Raw genomic sequence first — 19,079 nt, 5'->3', positions numbered from 1 at the left:
TTTTGACTATTTCAAAACCAGCTCAAGTGAGAGAAAACTCTGATTGTGGATACGTTAGTCAAGTCATTTCAAATCCGGTTACTTACTCATTGAGATCAGGCGGACTGTTCTCAATGCACATCTATCAGAAGTGACTGTTTAATAACGGTTCGGTTCATCATTGACTGAGAAATCTTACTTCCAGCTGTTTTTGTCGCATTTCTCAATATACATTTGCCAATGTACGTCACTTCACGCTTTAGATTATAGGTGTCAGAAATGCTTCGGGAAGTGCAGGGTTTTCTTGAATCGTCTCGAAAACTGCGATTTATCTGTTGAATTCAAGGAGAGGAATTAAGTGAAGGATCCAGCGAGGGCTGTTCCTTACTGGACATCGCTTTTGATGGCTTCGAGGGGAATGAAGTTGGGGGGATCGTCGTTCGAAGCAGCAGGCGACGGGGCACGACTGGCCAGGATACCTGGGGCCGAAGTCTGGCTGTGATCGGCGCCTGCGTAGACACCGAAATCATTGAAGAAGAATTTCTTGGCGATGCGATACACCAGGCTTTTCTCGGGGACTTCGTTTCCGGGGGAGTATTGCGACGTGCGCGTTTCCAGGTTCTGCAGTTCCTGCATTGCCTGTTTGCGGAAGGTGGAATCCTTGGCGCCATGTTTCTTCATCAGGTCTTCGAGCAGATCGGGGCGTTCGAGGATGATACAGCCACGCGTGTTTTGCTGTACGACGTGCCGGAAGTCTTTGAGGAATTCAGAACCGATGAATTTTTCTTTCAGTGTTTTCGACTGATCGTGAATGGAGTCGGTCGCGAACTGAATGACCGGGCAGGGCTCAATGTCACCCCACGGATTGATGTGATGACTGAGCCCGGTAGCTGCAGGGCAGAGTGCGGTGCCGTCGTGGTCGAAGTAAGCGTCGATCACACCAATTGGTTTGCGGGCGCGAATATCGACGACAAACTTACGGGCCCGCAGTTGCTCTTCAGGAGAGAGTGCGAGTTCGGGATTTGGTTCAGGGCCGGCGACACGGTAGATGTGATACCAGCAATACATCACGCCCATGTCGATCAGCTTGTCGACCCATGCTTCGGTGAGCAGGTCATCGATGTTGGATTTGCAGAGACTCGTGCAGACACCTGTCAGCAGTTTGTTGTTGAGGCAGTTCTGAATACCCTGCATGGTTTTGGCGTAAACGTCATTTCGTCCACGGCGCTCGTTGCTGATGATTTCGTTGCCTTCGACGCTGATGAGGGGAGTCGCATTTCCCAGCTTGCGAAGTTTTTTGGCAATTTCATCGGTAATAAATTGCCCATTCGTAAAAATTTGAAAATAGCAGTCGGGATGACGTTCAAGAATTTCCAGGAGCTGGGGATGCATAAACGGTTCCCCGCCCAGGATTCCAAAGAAGGAATTTCCCATCTCTTTGGCTTCAAGGATGAGTTTTGACATGGCTTCGACGTCGATTTTTTCCTGCTTGGCAGCGACATCGACCCAGCACCCCTGACAGCGCAAGTTGCAGCTGTTGATTACCGAGACGTAGAGAAAGGGAGGAAAGAATTCGCCCCGTTTGAGGCGTTTTTTATGCTTGTGGACCGACAAGGCTCCTTTGAAGCCGAAGTTGTAAGCCAGTTTCCAGACAAGTCTTTTATCCGTCTCCAACAGAACGCGTTTGGCCATTTTCAGGTACATAAATTATCTCAATTCCGTGGGAGCAGCGGATTTAGTGAACAAAGTTGTGTTGCCATCAATTTTACTCGTTCCATCTTCCGAAAACACCCGATTCCTCAAAAAATACCAGGAATTTTTTCATAGTACACAAACATTTAAACTCACACTGTAAATTGCATGAAATTCATGGTATAAAGCAGTGTTAGCATAATTCTTTTTTTGACTTTGGAGTCAAATTCTTATACTTTCTAAGTTTAAATAAACCTGTAATAGTTGCTCAATATATTTACAGGCTACCTGATTCAAATTGTTTAAGAGCTCGAGGCAATTGATGGAGTTAGTAGGACGAAGATACGATACCTATGAAGCAGTGTGCATCAAGATCAAGGGAGAAAAAATCTCTTCGATCGAACTGCTTCCAGATTCGGAAGCAGCAGGTCTGCCTTTTATTGCGCCTGCGATGTTTGACCTGCAGATCAATGGGTATGGTGGGATCTGGTTTAACAAGTCGGGTTTGACGTCTGATGAAGTCTGTCAGGTACTCGAAAAACATTATCAATATGGTATTACGAGACTCTGCCCTACATTAATCACCAGCTCTTACGAAGATTATGTCAGTGGGTTTACTGCGATTCGTGAAGCGTGTGAAGAGAATTCCTGGGCACAGCAGATGGTGCCTGGTTGTCATCTGGAAGGTCCTTACATTTCACCGATCCAGGGGCCCCGTGGTGCTCATCCACTGGATCAGGTACGGGCTGCAGACTGGGATGAGTTCTGTCGTCTTCAGGAAATTTCCGGCAATCGCATTCGACTGATTACACTGGCTCCCGAAGTTGATAATGCAATTCCCTTTATCAAAAAAGCAGTCGCTTCCGGTGTTGTCGTTTCGATTGGTCATACGGCAGCAGAACCGGAACACATCATGGAAGCCGTTGAGGCTGGCGCCCAGTTGAGTACTCACCTGGGTAACGGGGCGCATGGGACACTGCGTCGGCATCCAAACTATATCTGGGAACAATTAGGCGAACCGCGGCTGATGGCCAGTATTATTACTGATGGACATCACCTCCCTGCCAGTGTCGTGCGGACCATTATTAAGACCAAAGGTGTCGAGAACACCATTATTACCTGCGATGCCTCCGGTCTGGCGGGATCTCCTCCCGGGATTTATGAGGAAGGTTCGGTCAAAATGGAAGTACTCGAAGACGGACCGATTGTGATTGCCGGGCAGAGGCAGTTACTGGCCGGTTCCGGTCTCGAAACCGATACCTGTGTGACAACCGCGATTGATATGGCAGGGATTACCCTGCAGGAGTCGCTGGATATGGCAGGTCTCAATCCGGCACGTCTGCTGGGGTTTGAGGAAATCAGCCTGGAAGCGGGTTCTCGTGCCGACCTGATTCTCTTCCACTACGAAGGAACCGGCACACGCATGAATATTCAAACCACACTCGCCTGTGGTGCGGTCAAATACGGGACACTACTGGTGAATTCCTGAATCTGTTCTGGTTAGAACGAATGCGCTCCGTCTCACCCTGAAATTGGAAAATTATTTTCTGCGCGCGTGTTCACTGATTCCCTTGCCTCATTTTGGATGCTATAATTAGACTGTGTCCAGTTTTCCTGTAGCGTCTCCAAGGCCATTTGGCTCGAGTATATTAGTTTGACAGACGCTATAGTTAAATGTGATGCGCACTAGTTATTCTCAATACTTACTTCAAATTTTCATAAATGGAATTTTGTATCTATTTCAGGGCCGTTGTTTTAATATATTTTAAGCTCTCATTCATTTCATAGATGGCATCTGGCGACTGGATTTCATGTAACCGAGGCACTCATTTTTTTCTTTTTCGCGAAAGAGAACAGCTAAATCAAATTTGAACTCACTGTTCTATTTTCATTTGGTTTACAGAAAATCTAGTTCATTGCCTGGTGTGCATCTGCAGATCGTGGACCGCGAATGATTTTTTTTAATAAGAAGTCACAGAAGAAAAAGCTCAGTGTGGAACTGGTCAGCATGCGACTTGTTTCACAACAGGATATGGATTCCTGTCTCCAGGAACTTCAGGAAAAATCAGCCGATGATGATCAGCTCATTCGACTGTTAGAGCGTAAGAATCTCATCACTTCTTTTCAGGCAGGTCGCCTTAAAAACAACGAACTCGACGGACTGGTACTTGGTGATAATAAGCTCATGTATCAGAATGCCTCCGGGAGTTTTGCCCGCGTTTACCGGGCTGCTTCTCTAATTGATGGTCGCATGGTTGGTGTTAAGGTTCTCAGGCAGCGCTGGGCTCAAGATCCCGAAACGGTCAAAATGTTTCATCGGGAAGCCGAGGTCTGTAAGCAGTTTCAACACAAAAATATTGTCTCGATCTATGATGTCGGAGTTCAGGACGATACGCACTACTTTACCATGGAATTTGTCGAAGGCGGGAACCTGCGCGATTTCATTACGATTCGCAAAAAATTATCTCCCGTTGAAGCGATCAATTATACCGTCGATATCTGTGAAGGCCTGGAGTATGCCAATCGTCTGGGATACACCCACCGCGATATGAAACCGACCAACGTCCTGATGTCGATTCAGGGAGTCGCTAAACTGATTGACTTTGGACTGGCTGGCGAAGATGACGCCAGTGGTGCCGGCGAAGCACATCAGCGGGCCGTAGAATACGGAACACTGGAAAAATCAACTGGAGCACCACGTAACGATCCCCGCAGCGACCTCTATTTTGTCGGCACCATTTTTTACGAACTGCTCTGCGGTAAGCCACCCTTTCCCAGAACAAAAGATATCGAAGAGCGAAAGCGGCCCTCACGCTATTCACAGGTACCTCCGATAACGACTATTGATCCGGATCTACCTGCACCGGTTGTAAACGTGCTTGAAAAACTGATGGCTTACCAGCCAGTTCAGCGTTATCAGTCTGCGACAGATGCGATTCAGGATCTGCTGGAAGTGCGTGCTCAACTGGATGAGACCGGTACAGTCAATAAAACGGCTGAAGTAAAGACTTCCGCTGAACAGGAACTGAAAATGGCGATCGCGCCTCCCACGATTTTGTGTGTCGAGAACCGACCCAAACATCAGGATGTGCTCAGAGAATATCTTACCAAGCATGGGTATCGGGTGCTGATTCTCAGCGATGTGGAACGGGCTATGAACCGCATCAAGGAAAATGCTCCTGACTGTGTGGTCTTCATGGAAGACTCCATCGGGCCTGGCGCAGTGGAAGCGTTTAATCAATCACTGGGATTGGACGCCGATCTGGCTGCTGTGCTGGTTCTCTCCGAGAAAAACGGCGGCGTGAAAAAAACGCTGCATAAAACGGATCGCTCTCGAATCCTGGTTCAGCCAATCAAAATTCGAAACCTGCGAGCCAAAATCCAGAAAGTACTGCAGCATCAGCTTAACGACTCTGCAGAACTGACGGCTCACTGAGACTCCAGCGCTGCTGTTCAAGCTTTGAGTTCAGATCGGTCATTCGTACTTGGGGATATTGGGTTCCGGAATCTCTTCCAGTAACCGGGCGATGATATCTTCCGTTACCATTCCCTCTGCCTGGGCCTGGAAGTTGGTTGAGATACGGTGTCTGAGTACAGGGACAGCCACCCGTCTGATATCATTCAGTGAGACGCTTGCCCGTCCTGCCATGGCGGCAATCGCTTTTCCGCCTGCAATCAGGTATTGTCCTGCACGAGGTCCAGCGCCCCAGTCAACCATCTGTTTGACAAAGGCGGGGGCCGATCCATCTGACGGTCGCGTCGCTCGCACAAGTCGGGTGACATAATTGATCGTCATCGGTCCCACTTCAATCATATTGATCTGACGCTGCAGATAGACGATGGATTTTGCAGACAGAACTTTACGGATTTCCGGTTTATCGCTCAGGCTGGTCGCTGCCAGAATTTTTTCTTCCTCTTCGAGGTTGGGATATTCCACTTTGATATTAAACATGAAACGGTCGAGCTGCGCTTCGGGGAGGGGATATGTTCCTTCCTGTTCAATCGGGTTTTGAGTCGCGATGACAAAGAACGGATCAGGCAGATCGTATGTTGTCTGCCCCACAGTCACTTCCCGCTCCTGCATCGACTGCAGCAGCGCTGCCTGGGTTTTAGGGGGCGTACGGTTGATTTCGTCTGCCAGAAGAATATTGGTAAAAACCGGACCTTGAACGAAGCGAAATGAACGCCGACCGGAATCCTCCTCTTCGAGCACATTTGTCCCGGTGATGTCAGAGGGCATCAGGTCGGGAGTAAACTGAATCCGCTTGAATTCGCAGTCCAGAATGCGGGCGATCGTGCTGACCAGCAACGTTTTGGCCAGTCCGGGAACTCCGACCAGCAGGCAGTGACCACCGGTAAAAATCGCTGCCAGAATCTGCTCAATGACGGCATCCTGCCCGATGATGACTTTATGCAGTTCTTCCACCATGACATCGTGATGACGTTTCAGTTTCTCCAGAAAATCATCAAAATCGCGTTTTTCGTTAGCCAAGGTTATCCCATTCTCTCTAATGATTGAATCCCGACTGATTGATCCGGTATCGGCCAGATTCTGGTTTCAACAACCAGAAGTCAGTTCGTATGGATATGGAAAAAGGATTTCAGGGGATCTGATTATACTCTCCTTAAATGACAAGAGAAACAGAGACCCCCTGACTTGCTTAGTCAATTCTGCTACAATCTATAAAACGACTGAAAAAGTACATGATTTCATAAAAATCGGACAAAATTGATAAGCAGGGAGATTTCTTAAACTATAATATCAGTCAAATTATCTCTACCTGATATTGAAGGGCAGGGTTCGCGCTACAGATTGAAAGGTCTGAAAAGAAGCAACTTCAGGATGAGATTCTGGTCATCCTGCCTTTACCAGATTCAAGTTTTGTGAACACCGAAAGAGAAATGCCATGCATTTTTTGCAATCTCGAATAGCGCATCGGGCGTTGCGCTGGACGATGACAGGTGCCATCTGCATTTCTGTCTTTTTCCCTTTTTACGCGACCGTATCTGCACAGGAACTGACAGCACAAGCCGTCGTCGACTCGATTGACCGGGGACGTGACTTCCTGGTGAAACAACAGAATGACGATGGTTCGTGGTCAACACGAGGGGGAAATCATACTGTCGGAGTCAGCTGTCTGGCTTTGATGGCCATCATCAATTGCGGCATGACAGCCAAAGATGAACCGGTGCAACGTGGCCTCAAATATCTGCGTACCTTGCGCGCCCCCGATCCCAGAGGAACGTATCAGACCGGTTTAATGATCATGGCACTGGCTGCAGCCAAAGACGGAAAACGCGACCACACCCTGATTCAGTCGCTGGTTCTGAAGCTCGAGAACAGCCAGGTTAAAACCGGCCCGGATGCTGGTGGCTGGGGGTATGGACCTGGTATGGCAATCGGTGGAGCCGGAACAGCTGATCGCAGCAATAGCCAGTATGCAGTTCTGGCACTGAGAGATGCGGTCCATGCCGGTGTTCCGGTCAGCATCAATACCTGGAAACTGATCAAACAGTATTGGAGTACCCAGCAGAGTTCTGATGGTGGCTGGGGTTATCAGTCGAAAGTGGGAGCCAGCCGGGGGAGTATGACTGTCGCAGGCATCGCAACCATGGTGATTGTGAATTCCATGCTGGGGGACGAACTGGAGATCAATCCGGATGGAACTCCCAACTGTTGTGTCAATGAAGATGATGATGAGTCGATCGAACGCGCGATCCGCTGGATGGCGAATCACTTTTCGGTAGGTCATAATCCCGGAGTCAATTCCTGGTTGTTGTATTATCTGTATGGTCTTGAACGCGCCGGTCGACTCAGTGGGACACGTTTTTTCGGTAAACACGACTGGTACCGTGAAGGCGCTGCCTTTCTCGTTGAGCGTCAATCGGTCAGGGATGGTTCCTGGCAAGGGGTGGGCCAGGAAGGTGATCCTGTTTTAGGATCGAGCTTTGTACTGCTGTTTCTCTCCAAGGGGTTAGCGCCGGTTCTGATCAATAAGCTGGAATACAATTCCGATGCTCAAGCCAACCGGAAGCCGGATACACTCCCGAACTGGAACCATCATCAGAACGATATCCTGAATCTGACCGACGCCTTGTCCGGCAGCCCCGACTGGCCGAAGCTGCTGACCTGGCAGACCGTCAACCTGGATCTGGCGATCCAGGGGGCCGGCGTTTCCGTGCTCAGACAGGCGCCGGTCCTGTTCCTCAGTGGTCAGGATGATCCGGGGTTTGATGAAAAAGAGACCGCCATGCTTAAACAGTATGTGGAGCAGGGGGGCTTCATTTTCGCCGTTAATAACTGTAACGGTGCAGGTTTTGACCGTGGGTTCCGCGAGCTGATCAAGAAAATGTATCCCCAGGGAGAAGTGCAACTGAAGAGGCTGACCGCCGAACATCCAGTGTTTCGTTGTGAATATCTGCTGGATGCAGAAAGTGTTGAGTTATACGGAGTCGATGTTGGATGTCGCACTTCGATCATTTATTGTCCTGACGATCTGGCCTGCCTGTGGGATAAGTGGATGCGATTCCCGTCAAAAGATCGCTCAGTCAAAGCCACATCGATGATCACCCGGGCGATCCGCATTGGTACGAATGTGATTGCTTATGCTACAGGTCGTGAACCGCCGAACAAACTGGATCAGGAAGAGCTGGCAAATAACGACGGTATGCAGAATCAGATTGAACGTGGATTTCTGCAAATCGCCAAGATCCGGCATACAGGTACCTGGGATGCGGCACCGCGGGCCCTCAGTAATCTGTTGAAAGCGTTGAATCAGAAGGCGGGGATGATTGCTTCTACGAAAACTCCGAGCCTACCGGCCAGCGATCCGAATCTGCTGCAGTATCCTTTGATTTATATGCACGGGCGAAGTCAGTTCAGTCTCTCGAAGTCAGAACAGGCGAATATCAGACAGGCACTGGAGAATGGCGCGGTACTGTTTGCAGATGCCTGTTGTGGTTCGCAACCTTTTGATCAGAGTTTTCGACAGATGATCCGGGAAATGTTCCCCACGCGCGAGTTGAAGCGGATTCCCATCGATCATCCTTTGTTTTCAGAGCAGACGGGATATGATGTCCGCCGTGTCAGACGTCGGCAGATGGAAGTGAATGATGTGAACCAGCCTCTCAAGGCGCAGACGCTGGTGGTGGAGCCTTTGCTTGAAGGAATCGAGATCGACGGACATCTGGCTGTGATCTACAGTAAGTACGATATCAGTTGTGCTCTGGAGCAACAGGCATCGGTTGCGTGTGCCGGATATGTACCACAGGATGCGGTGAATCTGGCATTAAATATTGTTCGATATGCCTTACTTCAGGATATTGTCTTCAAAAATAAAGTCGAAGGCATTAAAGTCGACTAATGTGAGACAGGATTACTCATTCGTCGAAACTGGATTGGGACTCTGATGAACGAATTCGATAACCAGCAGAAAAATATTGCGACAGGAGCCCGATTTGTCGGAGCTGTGATCGGCTGCGTCTTTGCTGGCATCGGTCTGTCGGTACTTGGATTCCTGTGGTCACAGCCTTTTGGCGGTTTTCATTCCCCGCCGGTGTTCGTTCGCGTCTTTGGTTCATTTGTCGCAATCCCTTTCGTGGTGATTGGTGGCTTCACTGCGTTTTGTGCCATCACCGGAAAAGGTCTGAAAAAAGAGCGACAGAACTCATCTCGTTCTGCAATGCGGGATTCCAGGCAGGGATCGTATACCTGTCCTAAATGCAACGCACCGCTTTCTGACAATATCGATGTCTCTCCTCACGGTGATGTGAAATGCAGTTACTGCAACAGCTGGTTCAACATTCATCATGCCTGACAGATTTCCCAAACCAGTACGACGACCTTCACTGAAAATCGTTGTACCGGTGATTCTGTTTTGTACTTACTACCCCTATTCCTGGTTGATTTTGAGCAAAGGGACCTGGACGTCCTATCGCTGGACCTGGATTAAAATGTGGCTCGCGTTGCCAGGTATTCTGCCACGTGCAGCATGGTTTCGTGAATTCCCAGATGGTCTGGCTCTGGCGATCATGTACCTGATCTCCATCCTGTTTGTCGCGCTGATGATTTATCTGGCAAGCCGGCGCAACTGGATGTTCTTAGTCGTCTCAGTGCTGTTATTTGTGATATCAGCAGTCAACTCTCTGATCGCCTATGGTTTTTACAGCGCATAGCTGCCACACCGACTGAGAGTGTTTAAGCCGCCTTGCGGATCTTGTCAGATCCGGTTTGAACAGACAGGGGAGCGAACGGTTTTCTGATTGAAGGCCGCAGGTAGTTCCAGTAGATAGAACAGAGTTCGAAAAATGCTTTCAGGAAATCATGCGGTTTGACTTTTGAACCTGCGATATCCTGCCAGCATTTCAGAGGTAATTCATATACCGTTGCTTCCAGTGAATCACAGTGATAAAACTTTTCCAGTTGTCGGGCACGCGCCAGCAGTTCTACATCAAAAATCCAGTTGGTTAAAAACCGTGTAGAGAACAGAGTCTTGTTCTGCGCGCTGATACGAAAGAGTTTGGCACCACACTGGGTATCGTAGACAGGCAGTTGTAATACGGTTGAGGCAGCTGTGGCAAAAACGCGTCCCAGATAATGCCTCAACTTCTGTCGCTCAATCTTCCTGCCCAGCAGTTTGATGCGGGCACCGATTACCAGCGAAAGGTGAGGTGCCTGATCCAGTTGCTGTGTGAATTCAGGTATCATATCCAGAGGGGTTGCCAGATCAGCATCCCAGTAGCCTGCGTAATCGACATCAGCCTCCAGGGCACGCAGCATCCCCTGTCGGACCGCTTCCGCTTTTCCCTGATTCCGGGACAGATGCAATACATCAAAGGACTCAGGAGCTGCTGCCTTCAAGTCATCAAGAATCAACGCGGTTCGATCGCTGCTGCCGTCATTCACAAACAGGAACTGATGCTCCGGATGTACCAAAGCGAATTTCCGAAACTGGAGCACTTCCAGTCGTTTTTCTTCGTTGAAACAGGGAATGACAATGATGGCAGAAGACATAAAGAAATGGTTACCCGTTACCTGCTGGAAACAGTCATTAAGAACTGCTTTGAACTGATCTTGAGAATGTGGTAGCGGGGTGTATCAGAAAAACGGTTTTATGTCAAAACCGGATTCTCAGCGCACAAAAAAACCGAAGTCTGCTGAACACAGACTTCGGTGATGTATTACAGTTTTATAAGCTGTAACCTGTTGTTAGTCAGTCACTTTGATCGAGTAAAGCTGTGATCGATCGGAGACAAACATTTTGCCGTTGGCAATGGTCGGGGTGCTGTAGATCGAAGAGTTGAATGTTTTCTCATCCAGCAGTTTCTTTTCTTTACCTGCTTTGAGGATGATCAGCATGCCATCTTCATTTCCAATCAGAACCTTGCTATCAACAACCATGGGAGATCCCCAGCAGGCTGCGAACATATCGTACTCCCAGTAACGTTTACCGGTTTCGAAATCGAGGCAATGCACGAATCCGCTCAAGTCTGGAGCATAGACCAGGCCGTCATCCACGGCGACAGTCGACATGGTTCGACGGAACAGCAGGTCTCCTTTTTTGCCGGTGAGTTTGCCATCGACGTCTTCACCACCGTAATGCCAGACCATGCCGGAATTCGGGTTGTCTTTCCAGCCATCTTTGCCGTCAGAAATCTGAGGGCTGATATCGCCGGTTTTCGTCGCATCAATCCGATAGATATGGCCGACACCTTCACCGTGTTCCGGGTCCTGTCCTACGCCAAGAATCACGCTGTTGTTATGGAAGACGGGAGTACTGATGATCGCATTCCGGGTTCCACGACCGCCGAGTTCCCATTTGGAATCTTTGGGGTTCAGGTCAAACTTCCAGATCAGTTTTGCATTGCCTTCGCCGTCACCTTCGGGGGTGAAAGCATACAGCCAGCCATCTCCACCTGGGAAGTAGACCTGGGTTTTGCCGTTCACGACACCGATGGCTGGTGAAGACCATTGACCGTGGAGAATGTTATCGAAGGGAGTATTGTCTTCCCAGATGATTTCTCCGGTATTCTTATTAACGGCAAGAAAACAGGGAGCACGGGGAGCAGGCACTTCAAGGTGTGCTTCATCGACACCATTGGAAGTCAGCAGGAAGATTGTATCACCATGCACGACGGGAGAACTGGTTGCCAGGTTGTGAGGGAAGACGCCGAGGTCTTCGATCATATCCAGCGACCAGATGATATCCGCGTCCTGTTTGTCGGTCTCTTTTTCATCTTTGTAGGGACCATCATTTTCGTTGTCATAAAAGCCTTGTGTATCCAGGCACATCAGCTCACAACGGTTTGTGACAACCCACATCCGATCGCCTTGAACGCAGGGAGCAGAACAGATTCCCTGTTCCGGCCAGTCGTTCACGCGACCTTGTGGCAGTTTTTCACGAGATAGCTGCCATTTGAAGTCGCCGGTTTTCTCATCAAAACAGAGAACAACACCCAGATCGTCTTCATACTTGGGACGATATTTTCCGCCGTTATTGGTTCCGACGTAAACCTGACCGCCGGCAACAACCGGGTTTCCATACGTCTGTGATCCCAGTTTGGAGACCCAGAGAACGTTTTCGCCTTTTTCTTCACCTTCACCAGGTTTGAAGCTCAAGTTGAGCCCCGTGGTTTTATTGACCATGTTGCGAGTAGGATCACCACCCCACATCGGCCAGTCACCTGTCACAACTTTTTTCCCGGCTGCTTCAGGTTTGGCCTGAGAAGTTTTTTCCGGCTTTGCTTCAGCCTTGGGCTTTTCTTCGGCCTTTGGAGCCGGTTTGGCTTCTGCTTTGGGAGCTGGTTTTGCTTCCGGTTTAGCTTCTGGTTCTGGCTTAGGCTCTGCTTCCGGTTTTGCCGGTTCAGGAGTTTCCGTCTTGGGTGCTACCGGATTTCCGTCAGCGTCCAGTTTGGGTTCCGATTTTTTCATTTCGGGTTCTGCTTCAGGTACATCCACACCTGCGTCAACCGTAGTCGAACCTGCTTCTTCCAGAGGAGCAGACCCGCCCAGTTCGGTTTTCGCCTGGGGAGATGGTTTCGTCGAATCGCTGGATTCACAACCTGTTGTCATGACTGCGACGCAGGCAAGTGAGTTCAACAGGGCAAATCGAATTAAAGACTTTTTCATTATTTATCCTCAGAGACAATGATGTTATCGATGTAGCCATCGGCGAGACGGTAGAGATAAATTCCGGGGCTGCCCTCGGTATTAGGATGGGGGTCAGTGGCTTCAATAGTCCACTTTTCAGGTTCCGGTTTATCGCGTGGCCAGGCTTTGCCTTTGACAATGGCCTGTCCATCTTTGATTTCGACTTTCAGTTTCATGGTGTACCAGGTATCCGGTTTGGAGCGGAAAGTCACTTCTTTCGCCATGCGTTTGTGAGGAGCCCAGCTCTGAATTGCAATCTTACTGGAGTTCCCTTTGAGAATCAGGTCGTAACGATTCACGGTCACACCCAGGCTGGACAGCTTGCGTTTCTGCTCCTTGAAATACACATCAGCCTGGACGGTATATCCATTGGGAGCCAGTTCCTTCATGTTAGATGGCCCCATCCAGATGCTGGCACTGGGACGACCTTTACCCGGGCTGGATTTGAACGCCGTTGTTCCGTCAACTTCAGTGGGCTGCAGTTTCAAAAATCCGTTAACCCAGGCAGGGGGAACCTGCTTGCCTTTTAATCCCTGAGCTGAAAATTTCCAGGGGAGTGGCGGGAAAACGCGAATTCGTGCTTCTGAAGTGGCATCCCCCACTTTGACTGAAACAGTACCTGCAGCAGGCGCTTTCAGATCGGAGGGAGTTGTGACGGTCATGCCGTCCACTTTCACCGCTTCCATACCAGGACCCGGAGTCAGTTTTCCATCGACATTTTTAATGAAGCGACCATTTGCATCATAAGCCAGAATTTCATAATCAATCTTTTCCCCTTGTGTCACAGAGACCTCGTAAGGGACCAGTTGAATTGAAGCGATTTTATCCTGCATTGGCTTTTCTTCTGCCAGTGGAGGGATGGGATCGCTACTGGGTTCTCTGCTTTTGTCGCCGATACAGATCGTACGGTCGCGGGTGACAAAATAGATGCGACCGTCGGCAATAGCCGGCGATGCATAAATTTCATCCATCCCTTTATCAACGCGTGCCAGCAGTTGGACGTGCGAAAGTTCTTCGCATTTTTCCCGACTGGGTTTCAGAATATGAATGTTGCCATTCACTTCCATAACATACAGTTTTCCGTCTGCCCAGACAGGCGATCCTTTTCCGACGGTACCTAGGTTATAGGTCCAGAGTTCTTTGCCGTCTTTGCTGTCGTAGGCATACATCCGGCCGGTATCAGCCACGACGTACAGAATGCCGTCTTTTACCAGCAGGCTGGTATAACCGGCTTTAACGCCATCGACACGCCAGACACTGCCTGTCTTGGTAATGTCACCTCGCAAGGATCCATCAATACATTGAACGCGTCCGAAGTCGACGGTATCAATATTGTCTTCCCCATGAGAGATGTAAACGTATTTGCCATCAGCCACGGGAGAGGTATTCAAACCACGCTTGGACATCTGGAAGCCCCAGAGAGTTTCTCCGGTTCTTGCATTCATCGCGTAGCAGCCACCATCAGCGTTTCCGGCAATCAGCATGCGAGTACCATCGATCACTGTGACAATCGGCACAGAATAATTTGTATCCAGAGGAGCGCCGCCGGGAGCAGCAGTCCAGAGAAGTTTACCGGTCTTTTTATCGAATGCGTAGTAAGCCTGCTTTGGAGGAGGAGCTGCTGTTTTGCCCCAGTTCAGTTGCAGGAAGCTGACAATCACACGGTTTTCGTCAACGATGGGAGTCTGTGTACGACCACCATAACCTGAGATCTTTCCGTAGTCTTCAGCCAGTGACGTTTCCCAGAGCACTTTGCCTTCGGGAGAATAGCAGCGAAACAGACCACTGACGGAGTGCACGAATACATTTCCGGTTTCCGTATCACCGGCCATGCTGGCCCAGCCAACGCGCGGTGAAGGAATGTCGGTCTGGAAAACGTTGAACTCATCTTTCCAGAGCAACTCACCAGTCTTGGCATCCCAGCAGACCACCTGTTCCCGGGCGTTGATTTTCTCAACCGGGTCGGTGACGTCATGGTGAGTTCGACAGTTCAGATAAACACGACCATCTAAAATGATCGGAGCGGAACGCCCGCCGATATCTGATTTCCATAAAATGTTTTTGCCGTCCAGATTCCAGTCGGCAACCAGATTCGTTTCACGAGAAATCCCATTGTGTTCCGGGCCACGCCAGTGTGCCCAGTCGCCTGCAGATGCAAGAGAGGCGGTAAGAAACAGCACAACGGAGCCGACGAGCACCATGTTTATTCTTCGCATAGAAGATCCTCACTGTTCGTTTATGAATTGTGGTATCACTGATGTAGGATTGCAGACTCTGCTTTCGAAGTCTGTGATCTCAGCTCTTCAGGTGGGAGGGTTCATACCCTACTAAATAATACAGTATTGAACTTGCCTGCCTATTGCAATGGTCTAATCTCAAGTCTCAAGCAGATTTAAAAATCGTGTATTGCTTTATTATTAACCGAAATTGGGCCATAATCTGAAATCCCGCGCGTATAATTTATATGCCGATCAATGCAATTTGTCTGACAAGGGTTGATTTTTTTATGTTTCCTCATACACGTATGCGGCGAAATCGCCGTACAGACTGGTCTAGACGCTTGGTTTCTGAAAATCAGCTCTCGGTGAATGACCTGATCTGGCCGGTATTTATCCAGGATGGAACAAACCAGAAAATGGATATCCCTTCGATGCCGGGCGTACAGCGTTTGACCATTGATCATCTGATTGAAGCAGCCAAAGAAGCCGCCGATCTGGGAATTCCGGCCCTGGCGCTCTTTCCCGCGACTGATCCTGCGAAAAAGTCAGAAGGCGGAGAAGAAGCGTATAACCCTGAAAATCTGGTCTGTCGTGCGGTTCGTGCCCTGAAAGAACAGAATCTGAATCTGGGAATTCTCTGTGATGTGGCTCTGGATCCTTATACCAGTCACGGTCAGGATGGACTCGTCAAAGACGGATACGTAGTCAATGATGAATCAGTGGAAGTCCTCTGTCAGCAGTCAGTCGTACAGGCAGAAGCGGGCTGTGATATCATTGCACCTTCCGACATGATGGATGGACGGATCGGTGCGATTCGAGAGGCCCTGGATGAAGCCGGCTATCAGCACGTACAGATCATGGCATACGCTGCCAAATACGCGTCTGCCTTTTATGGACCGTTCCGCGATGCCGTCGGGTCCAGTTCAAATCTGGGAACCGGCGATAAGCGGACCTACCAGATGGATCCTGCCAACACGGATGAAGCGATGCGCGAAGTCGGCCTGGATATCAGTGAAGGGGCTGACATGGTGATGGTCAAACCGGGTATGCCCTACCTGGATATCGTGCGTCGTGTAAAAGCGGAATTTGAAGTTCCTACATTCGCCTACCAGGTGAGTGGGGAATATGCCATGATCTCCGCTGCCGCTCAGAACGGCTGGCTCGATCGTCAGAAGTCGATGCTGGAGAGTCTGCTCTGCTTCAAACGTGCGGGGGCAGATGGCATCCTGACCTATTTTGCAAAAGAAGTTGCGGAATTACTTCAGCAGAAATAAGCCAGACTCCTCATCCCGATATGTCAAAAGGTCTTGCCAGAAAACGGTTTGGGCGCGAATGAAAATTTGGTGAGGAATCGGATTCTTGCCCTTGGATTACTGCGAAATACCGGATGATTTGCTATAATCTTCGGCTTCTTTCTTCCAGACGTCTGTCCCTGATTCTTTGGACAGAACGATTGCAGTTTGATTGGATTTGCGAACTTTGAACTTTTTTCGAACTTCAGATCGGGAAATAGTGTCAGAATTCCTTTCCATTCAACCGATATTGTGAATTTATGGTTTATCCAGAATGAACGAGGTACAACAGTGCAAGTAACGGGTCATGCCAGCAGTCAGGAAACGATTGCGCTATTCGACAAATATGTGATCCCCAATTACGGTCGCTATCCGATCAGTCTCGTACGCGGCGAAGGCTCGTATGTCTGGGATGCGGAAGGCAAGCGTTACCTCGACCTGTTTCCCGGCTGGGGCTGCAATATTCTGGGTTACTGTCCCGAACCGGTAGTCGCTGCCATTCAGGATCAGGTTTCCCGATTGATTCATGTTCCCAACACCTGGTACACCGAAGCACAGGGACGATTTGCCGAATTCCTCTGTACGCGATCATTCGGAAAAGCCTTCTTCTGTAACAGCGGTGCAGAAGCCGTCGAAGGTGCCATTAAACTGGCACGACTGCACTTCGATGGAAAACGTCCCAAAATCATTACCTGCGAAAATGGTTTTCACGGACGAACCTATGCTGCTGTCACAGCGACTGCCCAGCCCAAGTATCACGCGGGCCTCGGGCCACTGGTTGCCGGATTTCGCTATGCTCCGTTCAACGATCTGGAAGCGATTGCCAGCCTGGTTGATGACGAAACCTGTGCGATTCTCGTCGAGCCTGTTCAGGGAGAAGGGGGCGTTAATATCCCCGAGGACGGTTATCTCGCCGGTTTACGGAAAATCGCTGACGAAGCGAACTGCCTGCTGATCTTTGATGAAGTGCAGACCAGCATGGGACGAACCGGAACCTGGTTTGGTTATCAGCAGTGGGGCGTGCAGCCTGACATCATGACGATGGCCAAAGGAATTGCCGGTGGCGTTGCCGCAGGAGCATTCATTGCCACGGAAGAAGTGGCTCCCAGTCTCCGGCCCGGCATGCATGCCAGCACGTTCGGCGGTAATCCTCTCGCGATGGCAGCGGGTCTCGCCACCGGTCAGATGATCGAAGATCAGAACCTGCTCGAAAACTGTCAGTCCATGTCTGATCTGTTCCGTCAGTTCTTTGAACAACTGCAGACCGAACTCCCCATCATTCGCGAAGTCCGCGTCAAGGGCATGATGATTGGCGTGGAATTGAATATTCCTTCCGGACCCGCTGTCGGAAAATGTATGGACCGTGGTCTGTTGATCAATTCCACTCACGATACTGTGCTCCGTCTGCTGCCGCCGTTGAATGTCACTGCGGAACAGGTGGAAGAGGGCTGTGAAATCATCGCGACTGTCTTACGCGAAATGGCAGAGGAAGAATAACACCCGCCAGCCCGCCCCAGAATATAATTGACCTTTCACTGATTCCTGTTCGAATCTTAATTCAAGAAGCGAACAGGAATTCCTGTTTTTAAACCAGTCATTGATTGAGAAATCCATGAGACATTTAGTTACTTTACACGACCTGGATTCGTCAGAAATACTCGAAATATTTGCCCTGGTTCAGGAGCTCAAAGACAAACGGACCCGCGGCGAACGCCCCCAGTTACTGGAAGGCAGAACCATGACGCAGGTCTTCGAGAAACCGTCTCTGCGGACGCGTCTCAGTTTTGAATCGGCGATGTGGGAACTGGGGGGCGGAGCGAGTTTCTTTACCTGTAAGGAAGCGGGCCTGGATGGCCGCGAGTCTGTCGAAGATGTCGCGCGGGTCATCGGTCGCTATTCTGATGTCATTACCTTAAGAACCTTCTCGCATGAACTGATTGAACAGTTCGCCGCCAACTCGCAGGCTTCTGTGATCAATGCACTTTCTGACTTAAGCCATCCCTGCCAGGCGTTGACCGATCTGTTCACGATGCAGGAGATTGACGGCGATCTGTCACAACAGAAGCTGGTGTATGTCGGTGATGGAAATAACGTCGCTTATTCCCTGGCGAACTGTTGTGCAAAACTGAATGTGCCTTTCGTCGTTTCTTCTCCCGAAGGCTTTGAGCTCTGCTCGAAGCTCGTGAGTACTCTGAAAGAGAACTTTCCCAACGTTCAACTCGAACTGGAAGCCGACCCGCACAAAGCAGTCGCTGATGCAACTGTGATCTACACTGATGTCTGGGCCAGTATGGGGCAGGAAGCTGAAACCGAAAAACGCAAAAAGATCTTCGCCGACTACCAGGTCAACGACAGTCTCGTTTCAGCAGCCGGGAAGAACTGTCGCTTCATGCACTGCCTGCCCGCCAAGCGGGGACTTGAAGTGACCGATGATGTCCTTGACAGTTCGCACAGCATCGTTTTCGAACAGGCTGAAAATCGCAAGCATCTGGCCAAAGGACTCCTGGTCTGGTTACTGCAGCAGTCATAATCAGACACTGCTGATCATCCATACCACTCCGGCTTTATACGTTGGGGAGGACGTCTGCACAAAATTGACTTGACTGCGTCGCGCCGATCCCGAAACTTCCTGCTATGCGTCGCGCGCGTTGGCCGTATTTTTCGTTTGCTGCATGAATGGCTCCCTGTGAATACAATCAGTATAAAACCCACTGGTTTGACGCATGGTTTCCACAGCAGCTGTGAAAA

The 19,079-nt window shown here is 49.8% G+C and carries 13 protein-coding genes; 8 read left to right on the top strand and 5 right to left on the bottom strand.

The features are described from left to right. Positions 1–363: 363 nt before the first annotated feature. Positions 364–1,683, bottom strand: coding sequence for a radical SAM/SPASM domain-containing protein (locus ACN0YN_RS15940; protein ID WP_417386012.1), 1,320 nt, complete (start codon positions 1,681–1,683; stop codon positions 364–366). Positions 1,684–1,993: 310 nt separating this feature from the next. On the opposite strand from ACN0YN_RS15940, the gene ACN0YN_RS15935 reads away from it, so the two are divergent. Next, positions 1,994–3,160, top strand: a complete 1,167-nt coding sequence (locus tag ACN0YN_RS15935; protein ID WP_417386011.1) for an N-acetylglucosamine-6-phosphate deacetylase — start codon at positions 1,994–1,996, stop codon at positions 3,158–3,160. Between the two features lie 462 nt (positions 3,161–3,622). Continuing rightward, positions 3,623–5,107: a protein kinase domain-containing protein gene (locus tag ACN0YN_RS15930; RefSeq protein ID WP_417386010.1), complete on the top strand. Its 1,485-nt coding sequence runs from the start codon at positions 3,623–3,625 to the stop codon at positions 5,105–5,107. Between the two features lie 39 nt (positions 5,108–5,146). Here the strand turns inward: ACN0YN_RS15930 and ACN0YN_RS15925 are convergent, their stop codons facing one another. Continuing rightward, positions 5,147–6,163, bottom strand: coding sequence for an AAA family ATPase (locus ACN0YN_RS15925; RefSeq protein WP_417386009.1), 1,017 nt, complete (start codon positions 6,161–6,163; stop codon positions 5,147–5,149). A 415-nt stretch (positions 6,164–6,578) separates the two neighbouring features. Between ACN0YN_RS15925 and ACN0YN_RS15920 the strand changes: the two genes are divergently transcribed. Genes ACN0YN_RS15920 through ACN0YN_RS15910 form a run of 3 tightly spaced genes read left to right on the top strand, consistent with a single transcriptional unit; the run spans position 6,579 to position 9,846 of the window. Next, a complete protein-coding gene (locus ACN0YN_RS15920) occupies positions 6,579–9,035 on the top strand; it encodes a DUF4159 domain-containing protein (protein WP_417386008.1) in 2,457 nt (818 codons plus the stop codon). Positions 9,036–9,080: 45 nt separating this feature from the next. Then, on the top strand, positions 9,081–9,488 hold the full coding sequence (locus ACN0YN_RS15915) for a hypothetical protein (RefSeq protein ID WP_417386007.1): 408 nt from the start codon (positions 9,081–9,083) through the stop codon (positions 9,486–9,488). Further along, complete coding sequence (locus ACN0YN_RS15910) at positions 9,481–9,846, top strand: hypothetical protein (RefSeq protein WP_417386006.1); 366 nt, start codon at positions 9,481–9,483, stop codon at positions 9,844–9,846. The genes ACN0YN_RS15915 and ACN0YN_RS15910 overlap by 8 nt, the downstream gene beginning before the upstream one ends. A gap of 22 nt (positions 9,847–9,868) precedes the next feature. Here the strand turns inward: ACN0YN_RS15910 and ACN0YN_RS15905 are convergent, their stop codons facing one another. From ACN0YN_RS15905 to ACN0YN_RS15895, 3 genes are all read right to left on the bottom strand, one after another. Beyond that, complete coding sequence (locus ACN0YN_RS15905; protein ID WP_417386005.1) at positions 9,869–10,684, bottom strand: dolichyl-phosphate beta-glucosyltransferase; 816 nt, start codon at positions 10,682–10,684, stop codon at positions 9,869–9,871. Between the two features lie 195 nt (positions 10,685–10,879). Continuing rightward, entirely contained in the window at positions 10,880–12,799 is a 1,920-nt protein-coding gene (locus tag ACN0YN_RS15900) for a PQQ-binding-like beta-propeller repeat protein (protein WP_417386004.1), read from the bottom strand. Next, on the bottom strand, positions 12,799–15,036 hold the full coding sequence (locus ACN0YN_RS15895; protein WP_417386003.1) for a PQQ-binding-like beta-propeller repeat protein: 2,238 nt from the start codon (positions 15,034–15,036) through the stop codon (positions 12,799–12,801). The genes ACN0YN_RS15900 and ACN0YN_RS15895 overlap by 1 nt, the downstream gene beginning before the upstream one ends. 248 nt (positions 15,037–15,284) lie before the next feature. Here ACN0YN_RS15895 and hemB point away from each other — a divergent pair, with 248 nt between their 5' ends. The 3 genes from hemB (at position 15,285) to argF (ending at position 18,861) form a co-directional block, all read left to right on the top strand. Then, complete coding sequence (gene hemB, locus ACN0YN_RS15890) at positions 15,285–16,313, top strand: porphobilinogen synthase (protein WP_417386002.1); 1,029 nt, start codon at positions 15,285–15,287, stop codon at positions 16,311–16,313. A 309-nt stretch (positions 16,314–16,622) separates the two neighbouring features. Further along, positions 16,623–17,828 (top strand): aspartate aminotransferase family protein, encoded by a 1,206-nt coding sequence (locus ACN0YN_RS15885; RefSeq protein WP_417386001.1) that lies wholly within the window; start codon positions 16,623–16,625, stop codon positions 17,826–17,828. A 115-nt stretch (positions 17,829–17,943) separates the two neighbouring features. Further along, on the top strand, positions 17,944–18,861 hold the full coding sequence (gene argF, locus ACN0YN_RS15880) for an ornithine carbamoyltransferase (protein WP_417386000.1): 918 nt from the start codon (positions 17,944–17,946) through the stop codon (positions 18,859–18,861). Positions 18,862–19,079 lie beyond the last annotated feature (218 nt).

Origin of the sequence: Gimesia sp., from assembly GCF_048260065.1 — a bacterium.
Classification (GTDB): Bacteria; Planctomycetota; Planctomycetia; order Planctomycetales; family Planctomycetaceae; genus Gimesia.
This window is presented reverse-complemented; position numbering and strand designations above follow the sequence as displayed.